19 protein-coding genes are annotated in these 21,493 nt (G+C 67.2%); 6 read left to right on the top strand and 13 right to left on the bottom strand.

Going from position 1 to position 21,493, the window contains the following annotated elements; all coding sequences use genetic code 11:
* The first annotated feature begins 19 nt into the window (after positions 1-19).
* Both NQ038_RS06075 and NQ038_RS06070 read left to right on the top strand, forming a co-directional pair.
* Positions 20-991: a phosphodiesterase gene (locus tag NQ038_RS06075; RefSeq protein ID WP_257062098.1), complete on the top strand. Its 972-nt coding sequence runs from the start codon at positions 20-22 to the stop codon at positions 989-991.
* A gap of 57 nt (positions 992-1,048) precedes the next feature.
* Entirely contained in the window at positions 1,049-1,486 is a 438-nt protein-coding gene (locus NQ038_RS06070; protein ID WP_257062097.1) for a hypothetical protein, read from the top strand.
* Positions 1,487-1,504: 18 nt separating this feature from the next.
* Here NQ038_RS06070 and NQ038_RS06065 read toward each other — a convergent pair whose 3' ends face one another.
* The 9 genes from NQ038_RS06065 to NQ038_RS06025 form a co-directional block, all read right to left on the bottom strand.
* Entirely contained in the window at positions 1,505-2,767 is a 1,263-nt protein-coding gene (locus tag NQ038_RS06065) for an MFS transporter (protein ID WP_257062095.1), read from the bottom strand.
* Between the two features lie 135 nt (positions 2,768-2,902).
* Positions 2,903-3,832 carry an SMP-30/gluconolactonase/LRE family protein gene (locus NQ038_RS06060; protein ID WP_257062094.1) on the bottom strand — a complete coding sequence of 310 codons (930 nt, stop codon included), beginning with the start codon at positions 3,830-3,832 and terminating at the stop codon, positions 2,903-2,905.
* Positions 3,833-3,836: 4 nt separating this feature from the next.
* On the bottom strand, positions 3,837-5,123 hold the full coding sequence (locus NQ038_RS06055) for an MFS transporter (RefSeq protein WP_257062093.1): 1,287 nt from the start codon (positions 5,121-5,123) through the stop codon (positions 3,837-3,839).
* A gap of 179 nt (positions 5,124-5,302) precedes the next feature.
* On the bottom strand, positions 5,303-6,262 hold the full coding sequence (locus tag NQ038_RS06050; RefSeq protein ID WP_257062092.1) for a 3-hydroxyacyl-CoA dehydrogenase family protein: 960 nt from the start codon (positions 6,260-6,262) through the stop codon (positions 5,303-5,305).
* 32 nt (positions 6,263-6,294) lie between these two features.
* Entirely contained in the window at positions 6,295-7,479 is a 1,185-nt protein-coding gene (gene rhmD / locus NQ038_RS06045; RefSeq protein WP_257062091.1) for an L-rhamnonate dehydratase, read from the bottom strand.
* A complete protein-coding gene (locus tag NQ038_RS06040; RefSeq protein WP_257062090.1) occupies positions 7,476-8,543 on the bottom strand; it encodes a zinc-binding dehydrogenase in 1,068 nt (355 codons plus the stop codon). The genes rhmD and NQ038_RS06040 overlap by 4 nt, the downstream gene beginning before the upstream one ends.
* Before the next feature lie 25 nt (positions 8,544-8,568).
* Positions 8,569-9,930: an MFS transporter gene (locus NQ038_RS06035; RefSeq protein WP_257062089.1), complete on the bottom strand. Its 1,362-nt coding sequence runs from the start codon at positions 9,928-9,930 to the stop codon at positions 8,569-8,571.
* Positions 9,931-9,976: 46 nt separating this feature from the next.
* Positions 9,977-10,768 carry an SDR family NAD(P)-dependent oxidoreductase gene (locus NQ038_RS06030; RefSeq protein ID WP_257062088.1) on the bottom strand — a complete coding sequence of 264 codons (792 nt, stop codon included), beginning with the start codon at positions 10,766-10,768 and terminating at the stop codon, positions 9,977-9,979.
* Positions 10,769-10,808: 40 nt separating this feature from the next.
* Positions 10,809-11,732 carry a sugar phosphate isomerase/epimerase gene (locus NQ038_RS06025; RefSeq protein WP_257062087.1) on the bottom strand — a complete coding sequence of 308 codons (924 nt, stop codon included), beginning with the start codon at positions 11,730-11,732 and terminating at the stop codon, positions 10,809-10,811.
* A gap of 158 nt (positions 11,733-11,890) precedes the next feature.
* On the opposite strand from NQ038_RS06025, the gene NQ038_RS06020 reads away from it, so the two are divergent.
* Genes NQ038_RS06020 through NQ038_RS06005 form a run of 4 tightly spaced genes read left to right on the top strand, consistent with a single transcriptional unit; the run spans position 11,891 to position 15,615 of the window.
* The gene (locus NQ038_RS06020) at positions 11,891-13,606 is read left to right on the top strand and encodes a dihydroxyacetone kinase family protein (RefSeq protein ID WP_257062086.1); all 1,716 of its coding nucleotides are present in this window, start codon (positions 11,891-11,893) and stop codon (positions 13,604-13,606) included.
* Between the two features lie 12 nt (positions 13,607-13,618).
* Complete coding sequence (locus tag NQ038_RS06015; protein WP_257062085.1) at positions 13,619-14,077, top strand: ribose-5-phosphate isomerase; 459 nt, start codon at positions 13,619-13,621, stop codon at positions 14,075-14,077.
* Positions 14,078-14,080: 3 nt separating this feature from the next.
* Entirely contained in the window at positions 14,081-14,872 is a 792-nt protein-coding gene (locus NQ038_RS06010; RefSeq protein WP_257062084.1) for a triose-phosphate isomerase, read from the top strand.
* A gap of 41 nt (positions 14,873-14,913) precedes the next feature.
* Positions 14,914-15,615: a GntR family transcriptional regulator gene (locus NQ038_RS06005; protein ID WP_257062083.1), complete on the top strand. Its 702-nt coding sequence runs from the start codon at positions 14,914-14,916 to the stop codon at positions 15,613-15,615.
* Between the two features lie 110 nt (positions 15,616-15,725).
* Here NQ038_RS06005 and NQ038_RS06000 read toward each other — a convergent pair whose 3' ends face one another.
* The 4 genes from NQ038_RS06000 to NQ038_RS05985 all read right to left on the bottom strand — a co-directional run bounded on the left by NQ038_RS06000 (position 15,726) and on the right by NQ038_RS05985 (position 21,486).
* Positions 15,726-17,006 (bottom strand): TRAP transporter large permease, encoded by a 1,281-nt coding sequence (locus tag NQ038_RS06000; RefSeq protein WP_257062082.1) that lies wholly within the window; start codon positions 17,004-17,006, stop codon positions 15,726-15,728.
* Positions 17,006-17,581 carry a TRAP transporter small permease gene (locus NQ038_RS05995; RefSeq protein WP_257062081.1) on the bottom strand — a complete coding sequence of 192 codons (576 nt, stop codon included), beginning with the start codon at positions 17,579-17,581 and terminating at the stop codon, positions 17,006-17,008. The genes NQ038_RS06000 and NQ038_RS05995 overlap by 1 nt, the downstream gene beginning before the upstream one ends.
* Complete coding sequence (locus NQ038_RS05990; RefSeq protein ID WP_257062080.1) at positions 17,581-18,645, bottom strand: DctP family TRAP transporter solute-binding subunit; 1,065 nt, start codon at positions 18,643-18,645, stop codon at positions 17,581-17,583. Before NQ038_RS05990 ends, NQ038_RS05995 begins: the two co-directional genes overlap by 1 nt.
* Before the next feature lie 171 nt (positions 18,646-18,816).
* Positions 18,817-21,486, bottom strand: a complete 2,670-nt coding sequence (locus NQ038_RS05985; RefSeq protein WP_257062078.1) for an altronate dehydratase family protein — start codon at positions 21,484-21,486, stop codon at positions 18,817-18,819.
* Positions 21,487-21,493: the final 7 nt, after the last annotated feature.

Genomic DNA, 21,493 nt, shown 5'->3' with positions numbered 1-21,493 from the left:
ACACCAGGAGGCTACTTCTATGAGCACCGCGCCGACCAGCGAGCCCGACACCGCGGAATACGGACTGCCCAAGGGACAGTTCGGCAAACCCCTGCACACCATCCTGCACATCTCCGATACGCACTTCGTCGAATCCGGTGAACTGCTCTACGACACTATCGACTCGGATGCGAATCTGGCCCGGCTGTTCCAAGGGCTGAAGAAGTCCTCGATCCGCCCCGACGCCCTGGTGTTCACCGGGGATATGGCCGATACCGGCGCTCCCGACGCCTACGCCCGACTCCGCGCACTGGTCGAACCCGTCTGCCGGCACTACGGTGCACAACTCATCTGGCTGATGGGCAATCACGATTCGCGCCCCGAGTTCCGACGCGGCCTGCTCGACCTGGAACCCACGCAGGAATCAGTCGACCAGGTCTTCGACATCGGCGGCCTGCGGCTGATCGGACTGGACTCGACGGTGCCCGGCCACCACTACGGCGAGATCACCGATGAGCAGCTGGACTGGCTGGCGGATCAGCTGCGCACCCCGGCCGAACACGGCACCCTGATAGGCCTGCACCATCCGCCACTGCCCAGTCCGCTGGGCCTGGGCGTGCTCATCGAGCTGCGCGATCAGGAGCGCCTGGAGCGCGTGGTCGCCGGCACCGATGTGCGCGCCATCCTGGGCGGCCACTTCCACTACACATCGCACGCCACCTTCGCCGGTGGCATTCCGGTGTCAGTGGCCTCGGCGACGTGCTACACCGAGGACCTCAATGCGATCTATCCGAATGCGCGCGGGGTCAATGGCGCACAGAGCTACAACCTGGTGCACGTCTACTCCGACCGCGTCCTGCACAGTGTCGTCCCGATCGGGTCCTTCCCCACTGTGCACGAACTGACCCCGGAGATCCTCAAGGCCTTCGCCGAACGCACCAAGGAGGGACAGGCGAAGATGATTGGCAGGGCCGATGCCACCGAGGACGTGGAGACGATCCTGGCGGATTAGCGGAAGCCCCACACCTCTTGGAATAAGCGCCCGGATTGTTAGGGTCGGAGCATGCACGTGAGTAGACGAACGACGAAAGCCCTGGTCGTCGGCTCCGCCTATGCGGCCTCGACCATGATCCCCTTCGGACGGCTCCGCGGTCGCCGCCTGGCCCTGGCCGCGGCGGTGGGTGCCGTGGGCGGAGCAGCCCTCGCCGGGACAGTGGCCTATGTGAACCCGGTGAAGTCCCAGGAGAAGTCCCCCACGCCCGAGTCGCCTCGGGCCGAACCATCCGGGGAACGGCCGACACCCTCCCCCGTCATCATTGCCGTGGCAGCCGGGATGGGGGCCGTCCTGGGCGCCGGAGGCACGCTGCTGACGGTCTACCTCGACCGCTGGATCGAACACGGACTGCGCCGCGCCGGGGTGCGCCGGCCACGCCCGTGGATGGTTGCCGGGGCGGGCCTACTCGGCGTGGCACAGGAGGCGTTGGAGTCCAAAACCGCGGCGGACTAGACGCCCCGGATGCAGTCCTCAGGCCAGGGTCTGGCCCTTGCGCTCGGGCAGCATGAACATGGCCAGGAACTGCACGACATAGATGATCGGCAGGAAGGCGAGTGCCGCGCCGAAGCCCACGGAACCGGCCAGCAGCGCGATGACCACAGGGGCGAACCCGCCCAGGGCCCGGCCCACATTGAACAGCAGGTTCTGCGCCAGCGCCCGCACGTGCGTGGGATAGAGCTCTGCCAGCAGGGCCCCGTGACCGCCCAGCATGCCGTTGGCGAAGGCGCCCATGAAGAAGCCGCCCACCAGCAGTGCCGTGGGACCGGTCAGCTGGCTGTAGACCAGGATGGACACGATCGCCCCCGCCTGGAAGATCCAGAATGCCGGTCGACGGCCCAGCTTGTCGGCCAGTACCCCGAAGATCAGGATGCCGCACAGCATCCCGGCCACGGTCACCGCGGTCCACAGCGCTCCCTTGGTCACGCCCAGGCCCAGGGAGGTCGCCAGGTAGTTCGGCAACCAGGTGATGATGCCGAAGTACCCGAAGTTCTGCACGGTCGTCAGGATGATCATCGCAATGGTGATCCGGGTGGTGCGCGCGTCCTTGAACAGCTCCCCCACCTGGTGGACGAACGATGCCCCGCCCAGTTCGCCGGCGGCCTTGGCCTGGGTGAAGTGCTCCGGCTCATCGACCCCGCGGCGGATGAAGAAGGCCGCGATCGCCGGCAGGATGCCGATGACGAAGAGGGCCCGCCAGCCCCACAGTGCGATGACCGGGCCGGATGCGATGGCGGCGACGAACACGCCCAGCTGGAAGCCCACCCCGACCCAGGAGGTGCCGCGGGCCCGCTGGTGACTGGCCACGGCCTCGGCGGCCAGGGCCATGCCGATACCGAACTCACCGCCGATCCCGATACCCGCGATGAACCGGTAGGCGGCCATGTCCCAGTAGCCCTGGGCAACGGCGGACAGACCTGTGAACACTGCGAACAGCAGGACCGTCCAGGTCAGCACCTTGACCCGGCCCAGCCGATCGGCCAGGGCGCCGAACACCACGCCGCCGACCACCGCGCCCAGCAGGGTGATGGTCGACAGGGAGCCGGCCTGGACATCGGTCAGGCCGAAGGAGGCGATGATCCCGGAGAGCGCGAAGCTCAGGATCATCAGGTCGAAGCCGTCGAGGCCATAGCCCACGGCCGCGGCGACGATTGCCTTGCGCTGGTACTTCGGATCGTGCGCGTTGGGTGTGCTCGCCGGGGGCCGGGCTTCGGCGGTGGGTTCGGGCGTGGGCATACGGGTGCCTTTCACGGTCGGGGTGCGGGAATGGGTCCAGCCGCCGGGGGGGGGCTGGCTCATACGCACCCCACCGGATGAGGGCCACCGACTATTATGCACCCGCTGGGATCTGTGCACGTGTTGGGGACGGCCTCAGCCGTACGCCACCGTGCGCGCATCGCGCACCTTCGTGCGGATGCGGTAGATGCTGGTCGAACCGCAGATGTACAGGGTGCGCCCATCCGCCCCGCCGAAGCAGCAGTTCGCGACCTTCTCCGGCACCGGGATGTCCGCGATCCTCTCCCCCACCGGGGTGTAGATCTGGATACCGGTCAGCGAGGACGTCCACACATTGCCGTGCACATCCACCCGGAAGCCGTCGGGCAGGCCCGGTGCGACCTCGGCGAAGGTCCGCCCGTTCTTCGCCGTATACCCCTCGAAGACGTCATAGGCGTGGATGGCGTGCCCACCGGGGCGCAGCGGGTTCGGATTGTCGCGGTCCGGCGGATCGATCGAGGAATCAGAGACATAGAGAATCGACTCGTCCGGGGAGAAGGCCAGTCCGTTGGGAGCCTCCACATCGATGACCACCGGGCGCACCTCACCGGTTTCCGGATCGAACCGGAAGACGAAGCGGTCGCCGTATTCCTCCTCGCCGGCGTGACCCTCCACCGGACGCTTGATGCCATAGGAAGGATCGGTGAACCAGATCGTCCCATCGGATTTCACCACCACGTCATTGGGCGAATTGAGCCGCTTTCCCAGATAGGAATCGACCGCGATCTCCACGGAGTGGGCCGCGTCCACCTGCGCGGTTCTGTCGATCTGGATCGCGCGCCGGCCATGGGAGCACTCGACGACACCCCCGTCGGGCGCGACGGTGCGCCCATTGGTGAACTCCGCGGCGGCATCGACGACCGTGACCTCACCGGTGGCCTCGTCGAACTCGACCACCCGGTTGTTCGGGATATCGCTGAAGCGCAGCACCCCGCGCCCGGCGATCCAGGCGGGGCCCTCCGTCCAGACGAATCCCTCCGCCACCTTCTCCAGTTGCGCGGTCGGATCGAACAGTTCACGTGTCATGGGATTACTCCTTGTCCTTCTTGACGGCCACCGCGACCGTCTCGGTGATCCGGGCCAGCGGGATGAAGCCCACCAGGCAGATCAGCGCCAGAATGATGTAGTGCCAGGTGAAGCCCAGGTGGGTCACCACGATGCCGGAGACCGCACTGGCGAAGATGCCGGAGACACCCATCGCCACGCCGATCATCAGGCCCATCGAGGTGCCGGCGGCCTTGGGAGTCGAATCGACCAGCAGGGCGTAGAGCACGGGGAAGGGCGCATTGCGGAACAGACCCCAGGCCAACAGCACGATCCAGGCCGAGGTCAGGTCGTGGATGAAGATCATGGCCAGCAGGGTGACGACCCAGCCGATGATGAGGAAGGAGATCGAGAACTTCCGCCCCAGTTTGTCCGACAGCGTGCCCCAGACGACCTGACCGATCCAGCCGGTCAGACCGGAGGCACCCGAAACCAGGATCGCATCCGCGGTGTTCATACCGAAGTCGGCGAACTGTGTGGTCAGGAATGTCACCGCGCCGGCCTCACCCCAGAGGAACAGGAAGCACAGGAGGACGGACCAGCGCACATTGGCGTGCTTGAGCGCCTCCTTGACCGGTCCCCACATCGTCCCGTCGCCCTTGGTCGACAGTTCTTCCTGCGGGGGCGTCTTGCCCATGGCCTTGATCTGCCCGTAGAGCTTGGCCTGCTTCTTCTGGCGACCGATGAACGATTGCCAGATCACCACGGGGATGCCCAGCAGCGGAATGACGAGGAAGGCATGTCGCCAGTCCCCTGCGCCCAGCACCAGTGCGATCAGCGCACCGGCCAGGAACTGCCCCAGGGGGAACCCTGTATGGTGCACACCCACGGCGAACCCGCGATGCTCCTTGGGCCACCATTCGGCCACCATCGCGACGTTGACCGGCTCCGAACCGCCCCTGCTGATGCCCATGGGAATGCGCAGCAACAGGAAGGCCGCAAAACTACCGGCCATCCCGAAGGTCAGCGCACCGCCGATGATCCCGAACAGCATCGCGACGTTCCACGTCCAGGTCCGCCGATAGCCCGAGCCGATCCGGTCGGACAGGTACCCGAACAGAATGCCGCCGCCCACCAGGCCGGCGAAGTAGACGGAGTTGATCAGACCCGCCTGATCGGGACTGAGCCCGAAGTCCTCGGATATCTGCGGCAGCACCGCAGGCAGGATCTGGTGATCCACCGAGGTCATCAGAATCGCAAGCGTGGTGATGACCAACATCCACCACGACAGCGCGGGGGCCCGGGGGACCAGGCTGTGCGTACCGGGATTCACTCCCTTCTCCTGGTCCTCCGGGCCACCGAAAGACGATCCATCATTCATAGGATCTTGTGATTGCGCCACGCTGCGCCACCTCGCTTTTAAACTAGGCCAGACCGCATCATTACCGTCTGCACGTGGCAATCATCACAATATCCTATAGGAAAGTCAAGGCTTTCATCCGATGACTGCCCTCAGTTTCCCCGCGGCGCCGGACCCAGTTCGGCCAGCAGCTGCTGCATCTTCGCATAGGCCTTATTGCGGTAGGCGATGAGTTCGGCGGAGGTCTCCTCGTCGAACTCGCCGGTCAGACCGCGCCCGTTCTTCACGCCCTTGGCGCCGGAGGCAACGGCCTCGGTCAACAGGGCCGGCTGCGCCATCCGCTGCCCGAAGGCCTCTTCGAACGTCTTGAAGCAGTTCGCGTAGACGTCCAGACCGGCCTGGTCGGCGATTGCGAAGGGGCCGAAGAAGCCCAGCCGGAATCCGAAGGTGGTCCGCACGATCGTGTCGACGTCCTCGACGTTGGCCACACCCTCTTCGACGACGGACGTCGCCTCCTTCAGCAGCGCGTACTGCAGACGGTTGAGCACCATTCCGGGGGTGTCGGCGACCTGTGCGCCCTCCCGGCCCGCGGCGGCCAGCAATTCCTTGACGGTCTCGATCACCTCGGGGGCCGTCGCCTCGCCGGCCACCAGTTCGACACCGGGGATGAACGGCGCCGGATTGGAAAAGTGCACGGTCAGGAAGCGCTCCGGGTGGCTGACCGCGGACACCAGTTCGTGGACCGGGATCGTCGAGGTGTTCGTGCCGATGATCGCATCGGGGCGCGCGTGTTCGCTGATCGTCGCCAACACGCTGCGCTTGACGTCGAGGACCTCGAACACCGCCTCCTCGATGAAGTCGGCGTCCGCGACCGCCTCGGCGATGGTGCCGTTGGTGTGCAGGTGAGCGGTGATAGTGTCGGCGGCACCGGCGGGGAACAGACCCTGCTCCTCGAACTCCCTGGCTTCGCGCTGCAGGCGGGTCAGTGACTTTTCAGCGGCTTCCACACTGACGTCGGCGATGGTGACGTCGAAGCCGACCATGGCCAGGGACTGGGCGATGCCGCCGCCCATATAACCGGCGCCGACGACTGTGACCTTTTCGATGTTCATCTGTGCTTTCCTTCTCTCCACCAGCGTGGATGTCAGTGTGTATAGGGACGGTGCCGCGGAATGTCCTCATTGAGCTCCACCCCGAACCCGGGGGTGTCCGGCAGCTTCAGCTGGCCATTGACCGGCACCGGCTCGCCGATCAGCATCGGGGAGAACATCGGGACGACTTCCTCGGCGCTCGGGTGCATCATGAGGAACTCCGTGAATGGGGAATTCATCCGCGTGATCACGAAGTGATAGGAGTACACCGAGGAGCCGTGGGGCACGACCAGTGCGCCGTGGGCGTCGGCGAGCGCCGAGATCTTCGCGAGCTCGGTGATCCCACCGCACCACCCGACGTCGGGTTGCAGGATGTCGGCGGCCCCCATCTCCAGCAGCTGGCGGAAGCCCCAACGGGTGGCCTCGTGTTCGCCGGTGGAGATCAGCATGCCCGCAGGCGCATTCTTCCGCAGCTGCCGGTAGCCCCAGTAGTCGTCGGGGATCAGCGCCTCTTCGAGCCAGCGCAGACCGTATTCGTGGGCGCAGTGGGCCAGGCGGGTCGCATAGTCGACGTCCAGCGACATCCAGCAGTCGTACATCAGCCAGAAGTCATCGCCGACCTTCTCGCGCATGTCCGCGAGCAGCTCGATGTTCTTCTCCAGCCCCTCCTCGCCCTCTGCCGGGCCGTGGTGCAGGGGCATCTTGCCGCCGATGAAGCCCAGTTCCTTCGCCTTATCGGGCCGGGCGCCGGTGGCGTACATGGTGAGCTCATCGCGCACGGGCCCGCCCAGCAGTGCGTACACGGGTTCCTCGCGCAGCCGGCCCAGCAGGTCGTACAGGGCCAGGTCGACCGCGCTGATCGCGTTGAGCACGATGCCGCGGCGCCCGTAGAAGATGGTGGACCGGTACATCTGGTCCCAGATCTTCTCGATGTCGGTCACCGCCGCACCCTCGACGAAGCGTGCCAGGTGCTTCTCGACGATCCAAGCACCCGGTTCGCCGCCTGTGGATACGGCGAAGCCCACGGTACCGTCGTCGGCCTCGATCTCGACGAGCAGGGTGCCCAGCACGTTGAGGCCGAAGGACTGTCGCGAGGCCCGGTACTCCGGATAGACCGACATCGGGGTCGCGATGTGGTCGTCGATCCAGTGGTCGGCGTCCTGATCGTGGTAGTCCGCTCCCCCGCCGGTCAGCGTATAGGCACGGACCTGCTTGATCTTCTTGGTGTGCACGCTCATCGCAGGGCCTCCTCGGCATCCGGATCGGCATCCGCATCGGCGAAGCCGACCAGGATCTTCCCCGGCACTTCGGCACCGGCGGCCAGACGCGCGAAGGCGTCCTGGGCCGCGTCGGGGGTAACGGTCTCGGAGACCATCGGGGCCACCACGTCCGCGTGTGTCCCGACCCAGGCCGCGGCGTCCGCGAAGTCCTGGGCGGTGTAGGTGAAGGAGCCGAAGACCGTCCGTTCCTCGGTGCTGATGGCGAACGCCGGCACGCTCAGTTCGGGGCTGCCCATGCCCACGAGCACCACGGACCCGCCCAGCCCGGTGACCTTGAGCGCATCTGCGAAGGTCGGGGTGATGCCCACGGCGTCCAGCGCCAGATCGGCGGGTGCGCCGAAGTGTTCCCGCACGACCTCGTCCAGGGGCCCGTCCGCGGGCCCGACCGCATGGGCGCCCAATCCTGCGGCCAGCTCCCGCCGGGGCGCGCTGGGTTCGGAGAGCACAATGTCGGTGATGCCCTCGATCAGCAGGGCCAGCACGACGCTCTGGCCGATCGGCCCGCCGCCGATGACCACGGCCCTGGCATCGGGTGCCGCGCCGGCGCGGCGGACAGCGTGCAGGGCCACCGCCACGGGTTCGATCAGGGCGCCCAGGGCCACGGGCAGGTCCTGATCGAGCAGGACGATATTGCGCGCGGGGACGACCACGTAGTCGGCGAACGAGGCCCGGTAGTCGTGGGCGACGCCCACCACCGTCTTGTCCGGGTGGTGTTGTTCGCGCCCCGCGTATGCTGCCAGGTCCTCTGCTGGGACGATCACGGGGTTGAAGGTGGCGGCGGCTCCGATCGGGTAGGCGGCGGGGTCGACTCCGCCGCCGAGGCCCGCGATCGTGCCGGCCGATTCGTGACCCATGATCTGACCGGGGATCCGTCGGCCGTTCTCCCCGGTGAATCCATGGAAGTCCGAGCCGCAGATGCCCGTGGCGACGATGCGCAGCAGCACCTCGTCGGGGCCGGGCTCGGGAGTGGGCACCTGGACGACGTCCAGCTGATGGAAATCGGTTAGGACCAGTGCTCTCATGGGGATTCCTCCTCGGAAGTCGTTGTCAGCCCTGTGCGGTCTGGGGCCTGCGGTTCTTGTCGCGCTTGTCGAAGACCGCGGTGCCCACGCACAGAATCGCGGCGATGAACGGGCAGATGCCCAGGACGATCAGGCCCATCGATTCGGAGCCGGTGCTCTCGACGATCCACACGCGCATATTGGGCGCGACGAATCCGCCCAGGTTGCCCACGCCGTTGATCAGACCCACAGACGAGGCCAGGGCGGCGCCGGTCAGGTACGAGGTCGGGATGTTCCAGAACACGGGCTGGGCCGAACAGAAGCCCAGGGCCGCCAGGCACAGGCCCAGCATCGCCACGAACGGCTGGTCGAACAGGGCTGCGACGAACAGGCCCACCCCGGACACGGCGAGCAGGATCGAGGTGATGGTCCGGTAGCTGCCCGTCTTGTCCGCGATCCGGCCGGAGAGGATATTGGCGCACAGACCGACGAACCAGGGGATCGCGGTCAGCAGACCGACGTAGAGGCCGACCTGGGCTCCGGCGATGGAGGCCACCTGCTTGGGCAGGAAGAAGGTCAGACCGTACACGGCTATCTGCAGCATGAAGTAGACCAGGCAGAAGTACAGGATGCGGCCGTTGAACAGGGCCCTCCACCAGCTGAGCTTGTGCTCACTGTCCTGTTCGGCCTCCTCGGCCTCGAGGATCGCGGTCAGCTCCGTGCGCTCCTTGGCATCGAGCCACTTGGCGTCCTTCGGCCGGTCGGTCAGGTAGAAGATCGCCACGATGCCGACCACGACGGCGATCAGGCCCTCGATGAGGAACATCCACTGGTGGCCGAACAGTCCGCCGACTCCGTCGAGTTCGATCAGGCCACCGGACAGGGGGCCGCCGATGACCTGCGCGATGGGCAGGCCCATGTAGAACAGGGCGGTGGCGTTGGCGCGCCGGCGGCGCGGGAACCAGTAGGTCAGGTAGAGGATGACGCCGGGGAAGAAACCGGCCTCGGCCACCCCCAGCAGGAAGCGCAGCAGGTAGAAGATCGGTTCGTTCGTCACGAACATGAAACAGGCGGCGATGATGCCCCAGGTGATCATGATCCGGGCCATCCACCAGCGGGCCCCGACCTTGTGCATGATCAGGTTCGAGGGGACCTCGAACACGGCATAGCCGATGAAGAACAGCCCGGCGCCGAAGGCGTAGGCCGCGGTGGACAGGCCCGCATGGATTTCCAGGGACTGCTCGGCGAAGCCGATGTTGGTGCGGTCCAGGAAGGCGATGACGTACATCAGCATGAGGAACGGCAGCAGCCGGACCAGGGCCTTACGGGTCGCGGTCTTCACCGCGGGGGTGTAGTGCTCTTCGCCTTTGACGACGGAGGCATTTCGCAATGCATCAGGGGAAGACATCCTCGTCTCTCCTTTAACTAGGTAGGGATTTTCGGGGAACTGTGGATCAGACCATGTGCTTTCCGCCGTCGACGTTGATCGAGTCGCCGTTGACGAAGCTGGATTCCTCGCTGACCAGGAAGGCGATGAGTCCGGCGACCTCCTGCGGCTGGCCCACGCGCTGCAGGGGGATGTCGGCCGACATTCCGGCCTTGCGGTCGTCGGTGAGCTTTCCGCCCATGATGTCCGTGTCGATGGGACCGGGCACGATCGCGTTGACGGTGATGCCGTAGCGGCCCAGTTCCCTCGCCCCGCCGCGGGTCAGGCCCTGCACCGCGGCCTTGGCAGCGGCGTAGCCGATCTTGGAGAAGGTGCCACCACCGTCGTAGGCGGTGATCGAGGCGGTGTTGACGATGCGTCCACCGGTGCCCGCCTGGGACATCCGGGCGGCGGCGGCCTGCATCATGAACAGGGTGCCGGTGGCGTTGACCCCCATGATCCGTCCCCAGGAGTCCTCGTCGAGTTCGAAAATGCTCTGTGGGCCGGGGATGCCGGCCAGGTTGACCTCGGCGAGCACCGGTGGCAGTTCCGCGTCGATCCGGGCGAAGGCGGCGTCGACGGCCGCCTTGTCGGTGATATCGGCGCCGATGCCCACCGCCTGAATGCCGGCGGCCTCGGCGAGTTCGGCCGCGAATGCCTCCACTGCCGCGCCGTCGATGTCGAGCAGGGCCAGGTGCCAGCCGTCGGCCGCCAGTCGGCGCGCCACATGGCGCCCGATTCCGCGTTCGCCGCCGGCGCCGGTGATGACGGCGGTCCTGTCAGCAGGGAATTCCTGGACTTTGTGGATGTCGATGGTCATGGGTTGCCTTTCGATGGAGGAGGGATGGAGAGGGGATGTCTCAGGCGGCCAGCGCAGAGGAGAGGACCTGTCGGATGTAGGCGACGTTCTCCGCGATGACCCCGAGCGAGTCGGAGCCGTAGTGCTCGCAGCAGAACGGGCCCGTGTAGCCCAGTTCCACGGCGCGCCTGATCACCTGGCGGTAGTTGATGTAGCCGTACTTCAGCGGCAGCGGGGCGGACGAGTACGCGCCGGTCGCCGGGTCGAAGTCGCGCGAGTAGTTCTTGATGTGCCAGAAGTTGGCGTACGGCAGGACCTTCTCGAACATGTCCTCCCAGGGTTCGACCTCCCGGTGCAGGCGCACCAGGTTTCCGATGTCGGGGTTGAGGCCGACGGCCGGATGGTCGACATCGGTCACGAAGCCCACCGCCTCGTCCGCGGTTCCGACGAAGGTGTCCTCGTACATCTCCAGGCTCAGTTCGATCCCGGCGGCCTGGGCACAGTCGCCCAGTTCTCTGATCCGCTCGATGGCCAGATCGCGCAGGGCCGGATCGTCGTGGTGGCCGTCCTCGAGCCAGAACCAGATGGCGGCGTTCTGCTGCGGAGTCGTCGCCTGCATGAAACCGGTGTTGACCACGGAGACGTCGAAACTGGGGGCGATTTCGATGAAGCGCTTGGCATCGCGCACATTGTCCTCGCCCGAGGCCGTGTCGACGACCGAATTGCGGGTCATGGAGATCGAGGACAGGCCCAGGCCCTCGCCGTCGAGGACCCGGCGGAATTCCTCGAGCCGCTTATCGTCCAGTTTCGCCAGGGACAGCCAGGCATCGGTCGGGTCGACCAGGTCGACGCCCAGTTCCTTGACCTGGCGCAGCTGTGTGGCCCAGACGGTCGAGGGGGCGTCCACGAGCGGTCCCCCATCGGGTGCCCGGTTGCCGAAGGTAAGCATATTGGCGCCGATCGGCCAGGTTTCAGCAGTGAACATCTTCGTCCTTCTCCAGGGCTCTAGGGGGTCGAGTGGGTGTCGATTGGGTAGTCGATTTCCCAAGCTTCACATATCCTATAGGATATTCACAATTGTGGAACATCCCCGGCCATAGCAGTTCACCCGCCCTGGCCGCCCGAACGGCAGAGGACACGACGATGACGTATTTGTTCAACGACCCGGACGACTTCGCCGCCCAAGCCGTAGCAGGCCTGGTCGCGGCCAATCCGGACCTCACCCAGGTCCACGGCGGCGTGGTCCGCTCCACCCGAACCCCGGCCGGGCAGCCCGCCCTGGTCGTCGGCGGCGGCTCCGGGCACTACCCCGCCTTCGCCGGCTGGGTCGGTCCCGGTATGGCACACGGCGCCCCCTGCGGCAATGTCTTCGCCTCGCCATCGGCCTCCCAGGTGTATTCGGTGGCGCGCAACGCCGAAGCCGGCGGCGGTGTCATCCTGGGCTTCGGCAACTACGCCGGTGACATCCTGCACTTCGGCCTGGCCGCGGAGAAACTGCGCGCCGAGGGCATCGACGTGCGCATCGTGCCCGTGGCCGACGACATCGTGTCCAACACCGAAGACAAGCACCGCGAGCGCCGCGGCATCGCCGGTGACCTGCCCGTTTTCAAGATCACCGGAGCTGCGATCGAAGCCGGCGCGAACCTCGACGAGGCCGAACGCATCGCCTGGAAGGCCAATGACGCCACCCGCTCCTTCGGGGTGGCCTTCGCCGGCTGCACCCTGCCCGGCGCCCCCGAGCCCCTGTTCACGGTGCAGCCAGGGCAGATGGCCGTGGGCCTGGGCATCCACGGCGAACCCGGAATCCACGATGAGGACCTGGGCAGCGCCGCCGATGTCGCCCGACTGCTGCTCGAGGGCATCCTCGCAGAAGAGCCCGAGCGCGCAGCCGACGGATACAACGGTCGGGTGGCCGTCGTCCTCAACGGCCTGGGCACCGTGAAGTACGAAGAGCTGTTCGTGCTCTACGCCGCGCTGGCCCCCCTGCTGGCCGAGCACGGCCTGACGCCGGTCGCCCAGGAGGTCGGTGAGTTCGTCACCAGCCTCGACATGGCGGGTGCCTCCCTGACCCTGGTCTTCCTCGACGACGAACTCGAAGAGCTGTGGACCGCGCCGACGTGCACCCCGGCCTTCCGGCGCGGCAGCGTGACCTCGGCCCCCTGCGAACCCCGCGACGAGATCTGGACCCCCGAGGCCGAGGCCGTCCCCCCGGCAGACGCCGCGTCCCGGACCACCGCCGCGGGCATCACCGAGGTACTCGACCTGTTCTCCGAGGTCTGCCTGCGCGAGGAGGACGAACTCGGCCGCCTCGACGCCATCGCCGGCGACGGCGACCACGGGATGGGTATGGTGCACGGTTCCCGCGCCGCAGCACTCGCCGCCCATGCGGCCACCGGCCAGGGTGCCGGCGCCCGCACCGTCCTACTGCGCGCGGGAGCCGCCTGGGCCGAGGGGGCCGGCGGCACCTCGGGCGCCCTGTGGGGAGCGGCACTGACCGCGGCCGGCGGCGTCTACTCCGATGAACGGGCCGGTGACGATGCGACCCTGCTGTCCGCGCTCGCGGCTGGCGTCGACGCCATCTGCCGGCTCGGCGGGGCCAAGCCCGGCGATAAGACCATGGTCGATGCCGCACTGCCGTTCCGCGACACCCTGGCCGCCGATTCCAGCGGATCGGCCGCCCGGGCGATCGTCGCCGGGGCCGAGGCCGCGACAGCGGCCGCCGCCGCCACCGCGGACATCACCGCACGCCTCGGCCGCGCCCGTGTGCTCGGCGAGAAGTCCGTGGGCACCCCCGATCCGGGGGCCCTGTCGTTCGCGATCCTGATGACCGAACTGGGCGCGCGCCTGAACCACCACTAGAGGAGACACATCATGGCATTGAAGATCATCGTCGGCAGCGATAACGCCGGCTACGGCTACAAGGAAGAGCTCAAGACCATCCTCGAGGCCGACCCCAGGGTCGAACTCGTCGCAGACGCCGGAGTCACCGGGCGCGAGGACGGCACGTTCTACCCGAACGTCGCGACTGCGGCCGCCGAACAGGTCGCCGCCGGTTCCTTCGACCGGGCCCTGCTGTTCTGCGGTACCGGGCTGGGCGTGGCGATCGCGGCGAACAAGGTCAAGGGGATCCGCGCCGTAACCGCCCACGACCTGTACTCGGTTCAGCGCTCGGTGCTGTCGAACAACGCCCAGGTCCTGTGCATGGGTGAGCGCGTCATCGGGCTGGAGTCAGTCAAGGCCCTGGTCGACGTCTGGCTCGGCCTGGAATTCGACCCGGCCTCGAGCTCCGCGGCCAAGGTCGACGCCATCTGCTCCTACGAAGAGGACTGAACCGTGGACCTGTGGATCGGCACCAGCTGGAAGATGAACAAGACGCTGGACCAGGCGCGCGACTGGACGCGCGATGTACTGGCGGCGCTGGCCCCCGGCGGGACTCTGGCGGACCTGCCGGAGCACATCCACCCGTTCGTCATCCCGTCGTTCACCGCGACGGCGCTGGTCCACGGGCTGCTGGGAGAGGACTCCCGCATGGCCCTGGGCGTGCAGAACGCGCATTGGGAGGATGCCGGCGCCTGGACCGGCGAGGTCTCCGTTCCGCAGGCCAAGGACGCCGGCGCCCGAATCGTGGAGATCGGCCATTCGGAGCGCCGCGAGCACTTCGGGGAGACCGTGGAGACGACCGCGCTGAAGGTGCGCGCGGCCCTGCGCCACGGCCTGACACCCCTGTTGTGTGTCGGGGAACCGGATGCGGTCAAGGCCGCAGGTGAATCGGCCGCGTACATCGTGGAACAGGCCGAGGGCGCTCTGGCGGGGCTGGACGAGGCGGAACTGTCCCGGGTCCTCATCGCCTATGAACCGATCTGGGCGATCGGCGAATCCGGCCGACCGGCGCGGATGGAGGAACTCGTCGAGCCCTTCGCCGCCCTGGCCACCCGCTATCCGAACCAGCTGCGGGGCCTGCTCTACGGTGGCTCGGTCAACCTCGACAATGCCCGCGACATCCTTTCGGTCCCGCACGTCTCCGGACTGTTCGTGGGGCGGACCGCGTGGAACAGTGCGGGCTATATCGAACTGCTCCGCCTGGCGGCCGGGGCCCAGGAGGACAGTGCCGCGTCGATAGACTAGTCGCAGGGCCGCTGTGGCCCGCGACGCGAAAGGAAGCACCGTTGACCTCGATTTTTCCCGGTGTCCCCCAGAAGCTCCAGCGCCGCGGTTTGCGCGACGAGGTCTATGAACAGCTGCTCGACCTGCTGCAGTCGGACACCATGCCGGCGGGCACCAAGCTGAGCATCGACGGGCTGGCCCGCGAACTCGACGTCTCCCCCACCCCGGTCAGGGAGGCCCTGGTCAAACTCGAGGCCACCCATCTGATCGAACGTAGGGCGCTGCGCGGCTACACCGTGGCCGAGCCCCTGAGCGCCGGCCAGATCGCGGACCTGTCCGAGGTCAGGAAGGCCCTGGAGGTCGCCGCCGGGGGATTGGCGATCGCAAACCCCGCGGAACTCTTCCCCGGCCTCGATGACGCCCATGAGACCCATCGGATCGCCTCCGAGCGCGTCATCGGGTCCGCTGTGCCGGTTCCCCTGGAGCTGACCAAGGCCTATTTCGCCGCCGACAAGGCCTTTCACATGGCCATTATGCGGGCCACGGGCAATCCCTATCTGCTGGAGACCTACACGGGGATCGGCGCGCTGACCAACCGGATGCGCCAAAGCGCCCACAGCGGGCCCGATGACGTCAGGGAGGCTGCCATCGAACACTCCGCGATCCTGACCGCCCTGCACGCGGGCGACGCCGCCGCCGCAATGGCCGCGGCCGCCGCCCACGTCGACAATGTCAGGGACCGTTCGATCGCCAGCATCCGCTGAGCCGGGGCGTGGGGCCCCGCGCGGAGCCCAGAACATACGGAAACCTGCAGGCCATACGCGTATACGCGTATGGCCTGCAGGTTTCCGTATGGGATGTGCTCAGCTCGGCCCTATCCCAGTCCCAGCATCCCCGGCAGCCACAGGCTGATCATCGGAATGAAAGAGAGCAGGCACAGGGTCACGAGCATCGGGATGAAGAACGGCACGGCGCCCTTGATCACGGTGGTCACCGGATACTTCGTGACCGATGACAGCACGAACAGCACCAGCCCCACCGGTGGGGTGAGCAGGCCGATCATCAGGTTGAAGATCATCATGGTGCCGAAGTGGATCGGGCTCAGTCCGAAGGCCTCGGCCACCGGGACCAGCACCGGTGCCAGGATCAGGATCGCCGAGGTCGGTTCGAGCACCGCGCCCACGATCAGCAGCAGGATATTGGCCAGGATCAGGAACACCAGGGGCCGATCGGTGATCCCCAGGATCACATCGGCGGCCAGCTGCGGCGCCTGCTCACGGGCCAGGACCCAGCCGAACAGGCCGGCCGCGGCGACGATCAGCAGGGTGCCGCCAGCGGTCTCCACCGTGGTCACCAGGGCGTGCTTGAGGTTCTTCCAGCTCAGGTTCCGATAGCAGATCGCCAGGATCGCCACATAGGCCACCCCGATCGCGCTGGCCTCGGTCGGGGTGAAGATACCCGAGAGGATGCCACCGAGGATCACCACGGCGGCCCCGGCCGGCGGAATGGCCTTGAGCGCCTTCTTACCGCGCTCACCCCAGCTCGCCTTGTCCAGGCGCAGGTCGCCGCGCTTGCGCATCATGAACCACACGGTGATGCACAGCAGGACGACCAGGATCAGCGCGGGGATGATGCCGGAGGCGAACAGCGACCCGACGGACACGCCGGCGGTGACCGCGAAGATGATCGCGGGGATCGACGGCGGCAACATCGGGGCGATGAGCGAGGAAGCGCCGGTGATGCCCAGGGAGAATTCCTTGGGATAGCCGCGGCGCACCATCGCGGGCACCTGGATCCGGCCCATCGCAGCGGCATCGGAGATCGCGGCCCCGGAGATCCATGAGAACCCGAAGCTGGTGAAGATGTTGACATAGCCCAGGGAACCGCGGACGTGGCCGATGGCCGAGACCGCGAAATCGTAGAGTTTGTCGGTGGCCCCGGAGATGTTCGCCAGATTGCCCAGCAGGATGAACATCGGAACGGCCAGGATCGCGAAGTCGAACACCCCGGAGGTGCTCTGCTGGGCTGCGATCGCCAGCGTCGCCGTGGGGTCGAACAGGATGTAGAGCAGGGACGGCACCAACAGGGCGACGGCCACGGGCACGCGCAGTGCCAGGAGGACCAGCAGGCCCACGATCATCCATACGAGCGTCATCAGATGCCCTCCATTCCGGCGGCCTTGTCGGCGGGGTCGGGTTCGTCGTCGGGGTACCGCAGCTGCAGGTACAGGGCGATGAGGGTGTGGAACAGGACGCCCACGAAGCCAATCAGCGCAGCGGCGTAGAGCAACCCGGTGGGCAGACCGGTGGCCGGCAGGGTGACCGTGTGCACGATGTCGACGAGCATGATGCCGCCGATCGCGATGACCACGGCGGTCGCTGCGACGATGATGTCGGCGATCACCGAAATCACCTGCGCCACCCGCCTGGGCACCACGGTGGCGATGAGGTCCACGGTGATGTGGGCGCGGCGCGAGGATACGAAGGCGGCGGCCAGGAAGGTCAGCCAGACCAGGCACAGGCGGGCCAATTCCTCGGTCCACGACAGCGGCGACTGGAACACATAGCGAGTCACGACCTGGGTGATGACAAGGACGAACAGACCCACCAGCAGGATGCTGGTGATGAAGCGCTCGATGTTGATCAGCCAGCGGTAGACCGCCGAGCGCCGCTCGATGTGATCCTGCGGGAATTCGAGATCGTCTGCGACGTCTTCTGTGGACTCACTCATCACTTCTCACCGCCTGCAGAGGCCTTGCCGGCCGGCATCCCCGCAACCTCTTTCTGGATGTCCAGATAGAGCTGCTGATAGGGGGTCTTGGGCAGCATGCGCTCCTTGATGCGGTCGCGGAACCCGTCCACATCCACATCGTCGACGACCTTGATCGTGTCATCGGACTTCCACTTGGCCAGGATGTCGTGCTCCTCGTCCTTGACGCACTGCAGGTTCGCCTGGCGGGCCGAATCCGCCGCGTGCATCACGGCATCCCGGTCGGCCGGCTCCAGGCCGTCGAGGAAGTGGTCACTGGTGACCAGCTGAATGCCCTGGACGATGTGTCCGGTCAGGCTGATGGTCGACTGGACCTCTTCGAACTTGTTCGAGGAGACCGTCGGAATCGGGTTCTCCTCCGCGTCGATCGCGTGCTGTTGCAGGGCCAGGTAGACCTCGGTCAGGGCCATGGGCGTGGCGGTGCCGCCGAAGGCGTTGATCATCTGCAGGTACAGCGGCGCATCGGGCGTGCGGATCTTCAGACCCTTGAAGTCATCCGGGGTGCGCACGGGCTTGTTCGCCGTGACGTGGCGCGCCCCGTAGTACCAGGAGCTGAAGACGTGCAGGCCGGTTTCGGCGGCCATATCGTCGTAGACCTTCGCCAGTTCCTTGCCGCGGGTGCCCTGATCGTACTCATCCGCGGTCTTGAATAGATAGGGCGCGTCGACCACTGCCGCGTCGGGGTACCAGACCCCGAAGAAGGCGCCTGAGGAGATGCCGATGTCCAGGGCGCCGGTGGCGACCTGTTCGACGATCTCGGCCTCGGTGCCCAACTGGGACGAGGGGTAGACCTGCAGGTCGATGCCCTTGCCCGCCAGTTCCTTCTTCATGGTGGCGGTGCCGCAGCGATTGGACGGATGTTTGGACTCGTAGACATTGGCCAGCCGGATCACCTTGGCGTCCGGATCCGGGGCGTCCTTGGCGAAACCGCTGATGTCCACGGGGTCCATCAAGCCGCAACCGGACAATGTCAGTGCGAGCGCGCTCAGGCAGGCGGCGGCAGCCGTTGCCAGTCGTCGTCTCATATCGTTCTCCCTCGAACGGTAAGTGGGGGTCCATTCCCCCAGAGCTTTCCCATAGTCCTATAGGAATCCTGAACAAACTATATGAATGTGATGTACATTGCAAGAATCATCCCATGTTTCGGATCCAAATGAATCCGATGGATCCACAGTGATCCGAAACACGGGATGCCCTCACATCGAGATACCCAGTGCCCCGCGCGTGAGCTGGAAGCCCACATCGGCCCGCGGCGGAGTCTGCGAGGCGAACTCACCGGCCAGCGCCGCGGCCAGCGCGGAGCGCACGGATCCCTCGCCGCCGGCCCTGGTCGGCGCCGCCTCGGAGGCCCCGGACAGCACGACGTCCAGCCCGGCGACGGGTGCTGCCCCCACCTGCACGGTGGGGATGAAGCGGTGCGGCTGCCAGGGCCGGCCGGAGGTGAACACGAGCAGGGCCAGGGCACCGCAGGCACCCATCCCGGTCGCGGCCTCGAGCCAGTCGCCGGTGCCCAGCTCCATCACGTGCAGTCCGGGTTCGGTCACCACGCCGGCATAGGCCAGGGTCGGAGCCACCGGGCCGGTGCCCGGGATGCCGAAGGCCGTGCGGAATCGCGGATCGGCCAGCAGCGGATCTCCCTGGGCCACCAATACGGAGCCGCCCTGGGCCAACAGTCCGCGGATCACCTCGATCGCCTCGGCCACGAGTCCGTCAGCGGCCCCCCGGCCGGTGGCAATCCCGACGACGGGACCGTCCAGACGGCCGGCGGCCGGGGCCCCCGCATCGTCCCGGTCGCCCAACAGGCCGCGCACGTGCGCGGTGGCTGCCGCGATTCCGCCGTCACCCTGGATGCTCGCCCAGCCAAAGGCCCCGGCGTCCACCCCGCGTTCGGCCAGGGCCGAATGGAAGTAGTCGTTGTGCGTCTTCTCGCAGCCGTGTTCCAAGAACACGCAGCTGCCCACATAGGGGTGCGTCGCATAGCCGATCAGGGTATCGCGGAAGATCTCCTCGGCACTGCCACTGGACACCCCGCAGCCCTCGGTGTGCGGCAGGGCGATCACCGGCAGTCCGGCGCCGCCCTGCCCGGGACCCGGGGCACTCTCGCCGTGGGCGATCTGCTCGGCCACCTGGCCCGAACACAGACTGGTGGGCAGCACCAGGTCCACCCGGGCGGACACCGGCGCACCGGCGCCGAGGTCCCCGCCAGCGGCAGCGGCCGCGACCAGCGGATGCCCCGCGGGCCGGGCCGAGGCCACCGGATGATCGCTCCAGGACCGCCAGATCTGCGTCTGCGACTGACCAGAGGCCTCGCCCTTGGAGCGGACTCCCCCGGCCGTGGCCAGGGCCAGTTCGAACAGCTCCTCCCCGCAGACGGACAGGGGCAGCCCATCGAGCATCCGGCCGGCGTTGAAGTCCATATCGGACTCCAGCTTGGTGAAGCGCTCGGTCGTCGTGACCACCTTGAGGGTGGGCACGAAGGGGAAGTTCGTAATCGAGCCGTTGCCGGTGGTGAAGATGATGAGATTGCAACCGGCGGCCACCTGGCCCGCGATGGACTCCAGGTCATTGCCGGGTGAGTCCATGAAGCAGTAGCCGGGGGCCGTCATCGGCTCGCCGTAGTCGATCACGTAGTCGATCGCCAGCCGGGGATCCTTCTTGCGCGATGCGCCCAGGGACTTCAGAGTGATGTTGTACAGGCCGCGGTAGATATTGCCACCGGACACATTGCCCTCCGCCGTGTGCCCATGGGCCGCGGCATAGTCCTTGAACCGCTGCTGGACGCTTAAGAACCTGTCCGTCACACCGGGCTCGGCGACCCGGGCCAGGGTGTGGACCTCGGAGCCGATCAGCTCATCGGTCTCGGCCAGGTTCGCCGCTCCCCCGTGGTCGACCAGGCGGAACATCGCATCGCCGAGGACCTGATTGGCGCTCGCCCCGGAGAAGGCGTCCGAGCCGCCGCACTGCAGGCCCACCCGCAGGGCCGACAGGGGCGCCGGCGTGCGGCGCTGGGCCACGACCCGCGGCGCCACGGTCTCGGCCACCCGCACGATACCCTCGACCGCCTCGTCTCCGGCATCGGCCGCCAGGCAGAAGCGCACCGCGTACTCCTGCGGGTCCGCGTACACATGTGCCAGGGCGGCGAGCACCTCGGCGTTGCTCACCGCATTGTCCGGATCGCCCACGAACACGGCGGCGCCCACGTTCGGATTGACCGCGAAGCCGGCCAGGGTGCGCAACAGCAGGTCCTTGTTCGCCGGTGCCGTGGCCCCACCGGCCTCGGTGTGGACCACGGGGACCACCCCGTCGAAGTCCGCGGTGGCGGGGTGGATCTCGGCCAGTCGTGCGGCGGCGGCGAACACCGCGGCCCGCGAGCGCGAGGTCACCCCGATGATCGCCAGGTGGTTCCGCGTCCCCCAGCCCCGTTTGGGTCCCCGGTGGAAGCCGGGGAAGGTGCGCTCATGGGCCCGGGTGGGCACATTGGGCCCGTATTCCGGATGTTCGGGCAGGGTCCGGTCGGCCACGGTGTCGCGGTCGCGGAAGGTCACGGGCAGGTCCGCCGGGAACTCGCCGGGGTGGCGCGCCAGCAGCACCTGGCGCATCTTCTCATTGCACACATAGTCCCCCGGCAGCAGATCGGCCAGGGCGTGGCCGAAGGGCATCCCCCAGGAGGTCAGTGCCGCACCCCGGGCGATCGGGCGCACGCAGATGCGGTGGCCCTGCAGGACAGGGTGTGCGAGCACCCGCGGCACCCCCTCGATGAGAACGGTGGTCCCGGCTTCGAGGCGGCGCGGCACGATGGCGACGTTGTCTTCGGGTGTGGGCAGAATGTACTGGGGCGTCTTCGGCCCAGTGGTCTCGTGGCTCATGGCGGAA

The organism is Brevibacterium sp. 50QC2O2 (assembly GCF_024580675.1).
Classification (GTDB): Bacteria; Actinomycetota; Actinomycetes; order Actinomycetales; family Brevibacteriaceae; genus Brevibacterium; species Brevibacterium moorei.
Note: the sequence above shows the minus strand (reverse complement) of the source record. Positions and strands in the feature narration are given on the sequence as shown.

Coding starts and splice junctions, on each gene's coding strand:
- NQ038_RS06065 (WP_257062095.1), bottom strand. CDS start 2,767: ATGCCCACGCCCGAACCCACCGCCGAAGCCCGGCCCCCGGCGAGCACA.
- NQ038_RS06040 (WP_257062090.1), bottom strand. CDS start 8,543: ATGAGAGCACTGGTCCTAACCGATTTCCATCAGCTGGACGTCGTCCAG.
- NQ038_RS06075 (WP_257062098.1), top strand. CDS start 20: ATGAGCACCGCGCCGACCAGCGAGCCCGACACCGCGGAATACGGACTG.
- NQ038_RS05995 (WP_257062081.1), bottom strand. CDS start 17,581: ATGAGTGAGTCCACAGAAGACGTCGCAGACGATCTCGAATTCCCGCAG.
- NQ038_RS06060 (WP_257062094.1), bottom strand. CDS start 3,832: ATGACACGTGAACTGTTCGATCCGACCGCGCAACTGGAGAAGGTGGCG.
- NQ038_RS06025 (WP_257062087.1), bottom strand. CDS start 11,732: ATGTTCACTGCTGAAACCTGGCCGATCGGCGCCAATATGCTTACCTTC.
- rhmD (WP_257062091.1), bottom strand. CDS start 7,479: ATGAGCGTGCACACCAAGAAGATCAAGCAGGTCCGTGCCTATACGCTG.
- NQ038_RS05985 (WP_257062078.1), bottom strand. CDS start 21,486: ATGAGCCACGAGACCACTGGGCCGAAGACGCCCCAGTACATTCTGCCC.
- NQ038_RS06030 (WP_257062088.1), bottom strand. CDS start 10,768: ATGACCATCGACATCCACAAAGTCCAGGAATTCCCTGCTGACAGGACC.
- NQ038_RS06015 (WP_257062085.1), top strand. CDS start 13,619: ATGGCATTGAAGATCATCGTCGGCAGCGATAACGCCGGCTACGGCTAC.
- NQ038_RS06035 (WP_257062089.1), bottom strand. CDS start 9,930: ATGTCTTCCCCTGATGCATTGCGAAATGCCTCCGTCGTCAAAGGCGAA.
- NQ038_RS06020 (WP_257062086.1), top strand. CDS start 11,891: ATGACGTATTTGTTCAACGACCCGGACGACTTCGCCGCCCAAGCCGTA.
- NQ038_RS06050 (WP_257062092.1), bottom strand. CDS start 6,262: ATGAACATCGAAAAGGTCACAGTCGTCGGCGCCGGTTATATGGGCGGC.
- NQ038_RS05990 (WP_257062080.1), bottom strand. CDS start 18,645: ATGAGACGACGACTGGCAACGGCTGCCGCCGCCTGCCTGAGCGCGCTC.
- NQ038_RS06000 (WP_257062082.1), bottom strand. CDS start 17,006: ATGACGCTCGTATGGATGATCGTGGGCCTGCTGGTCCTCCTGGCACTG.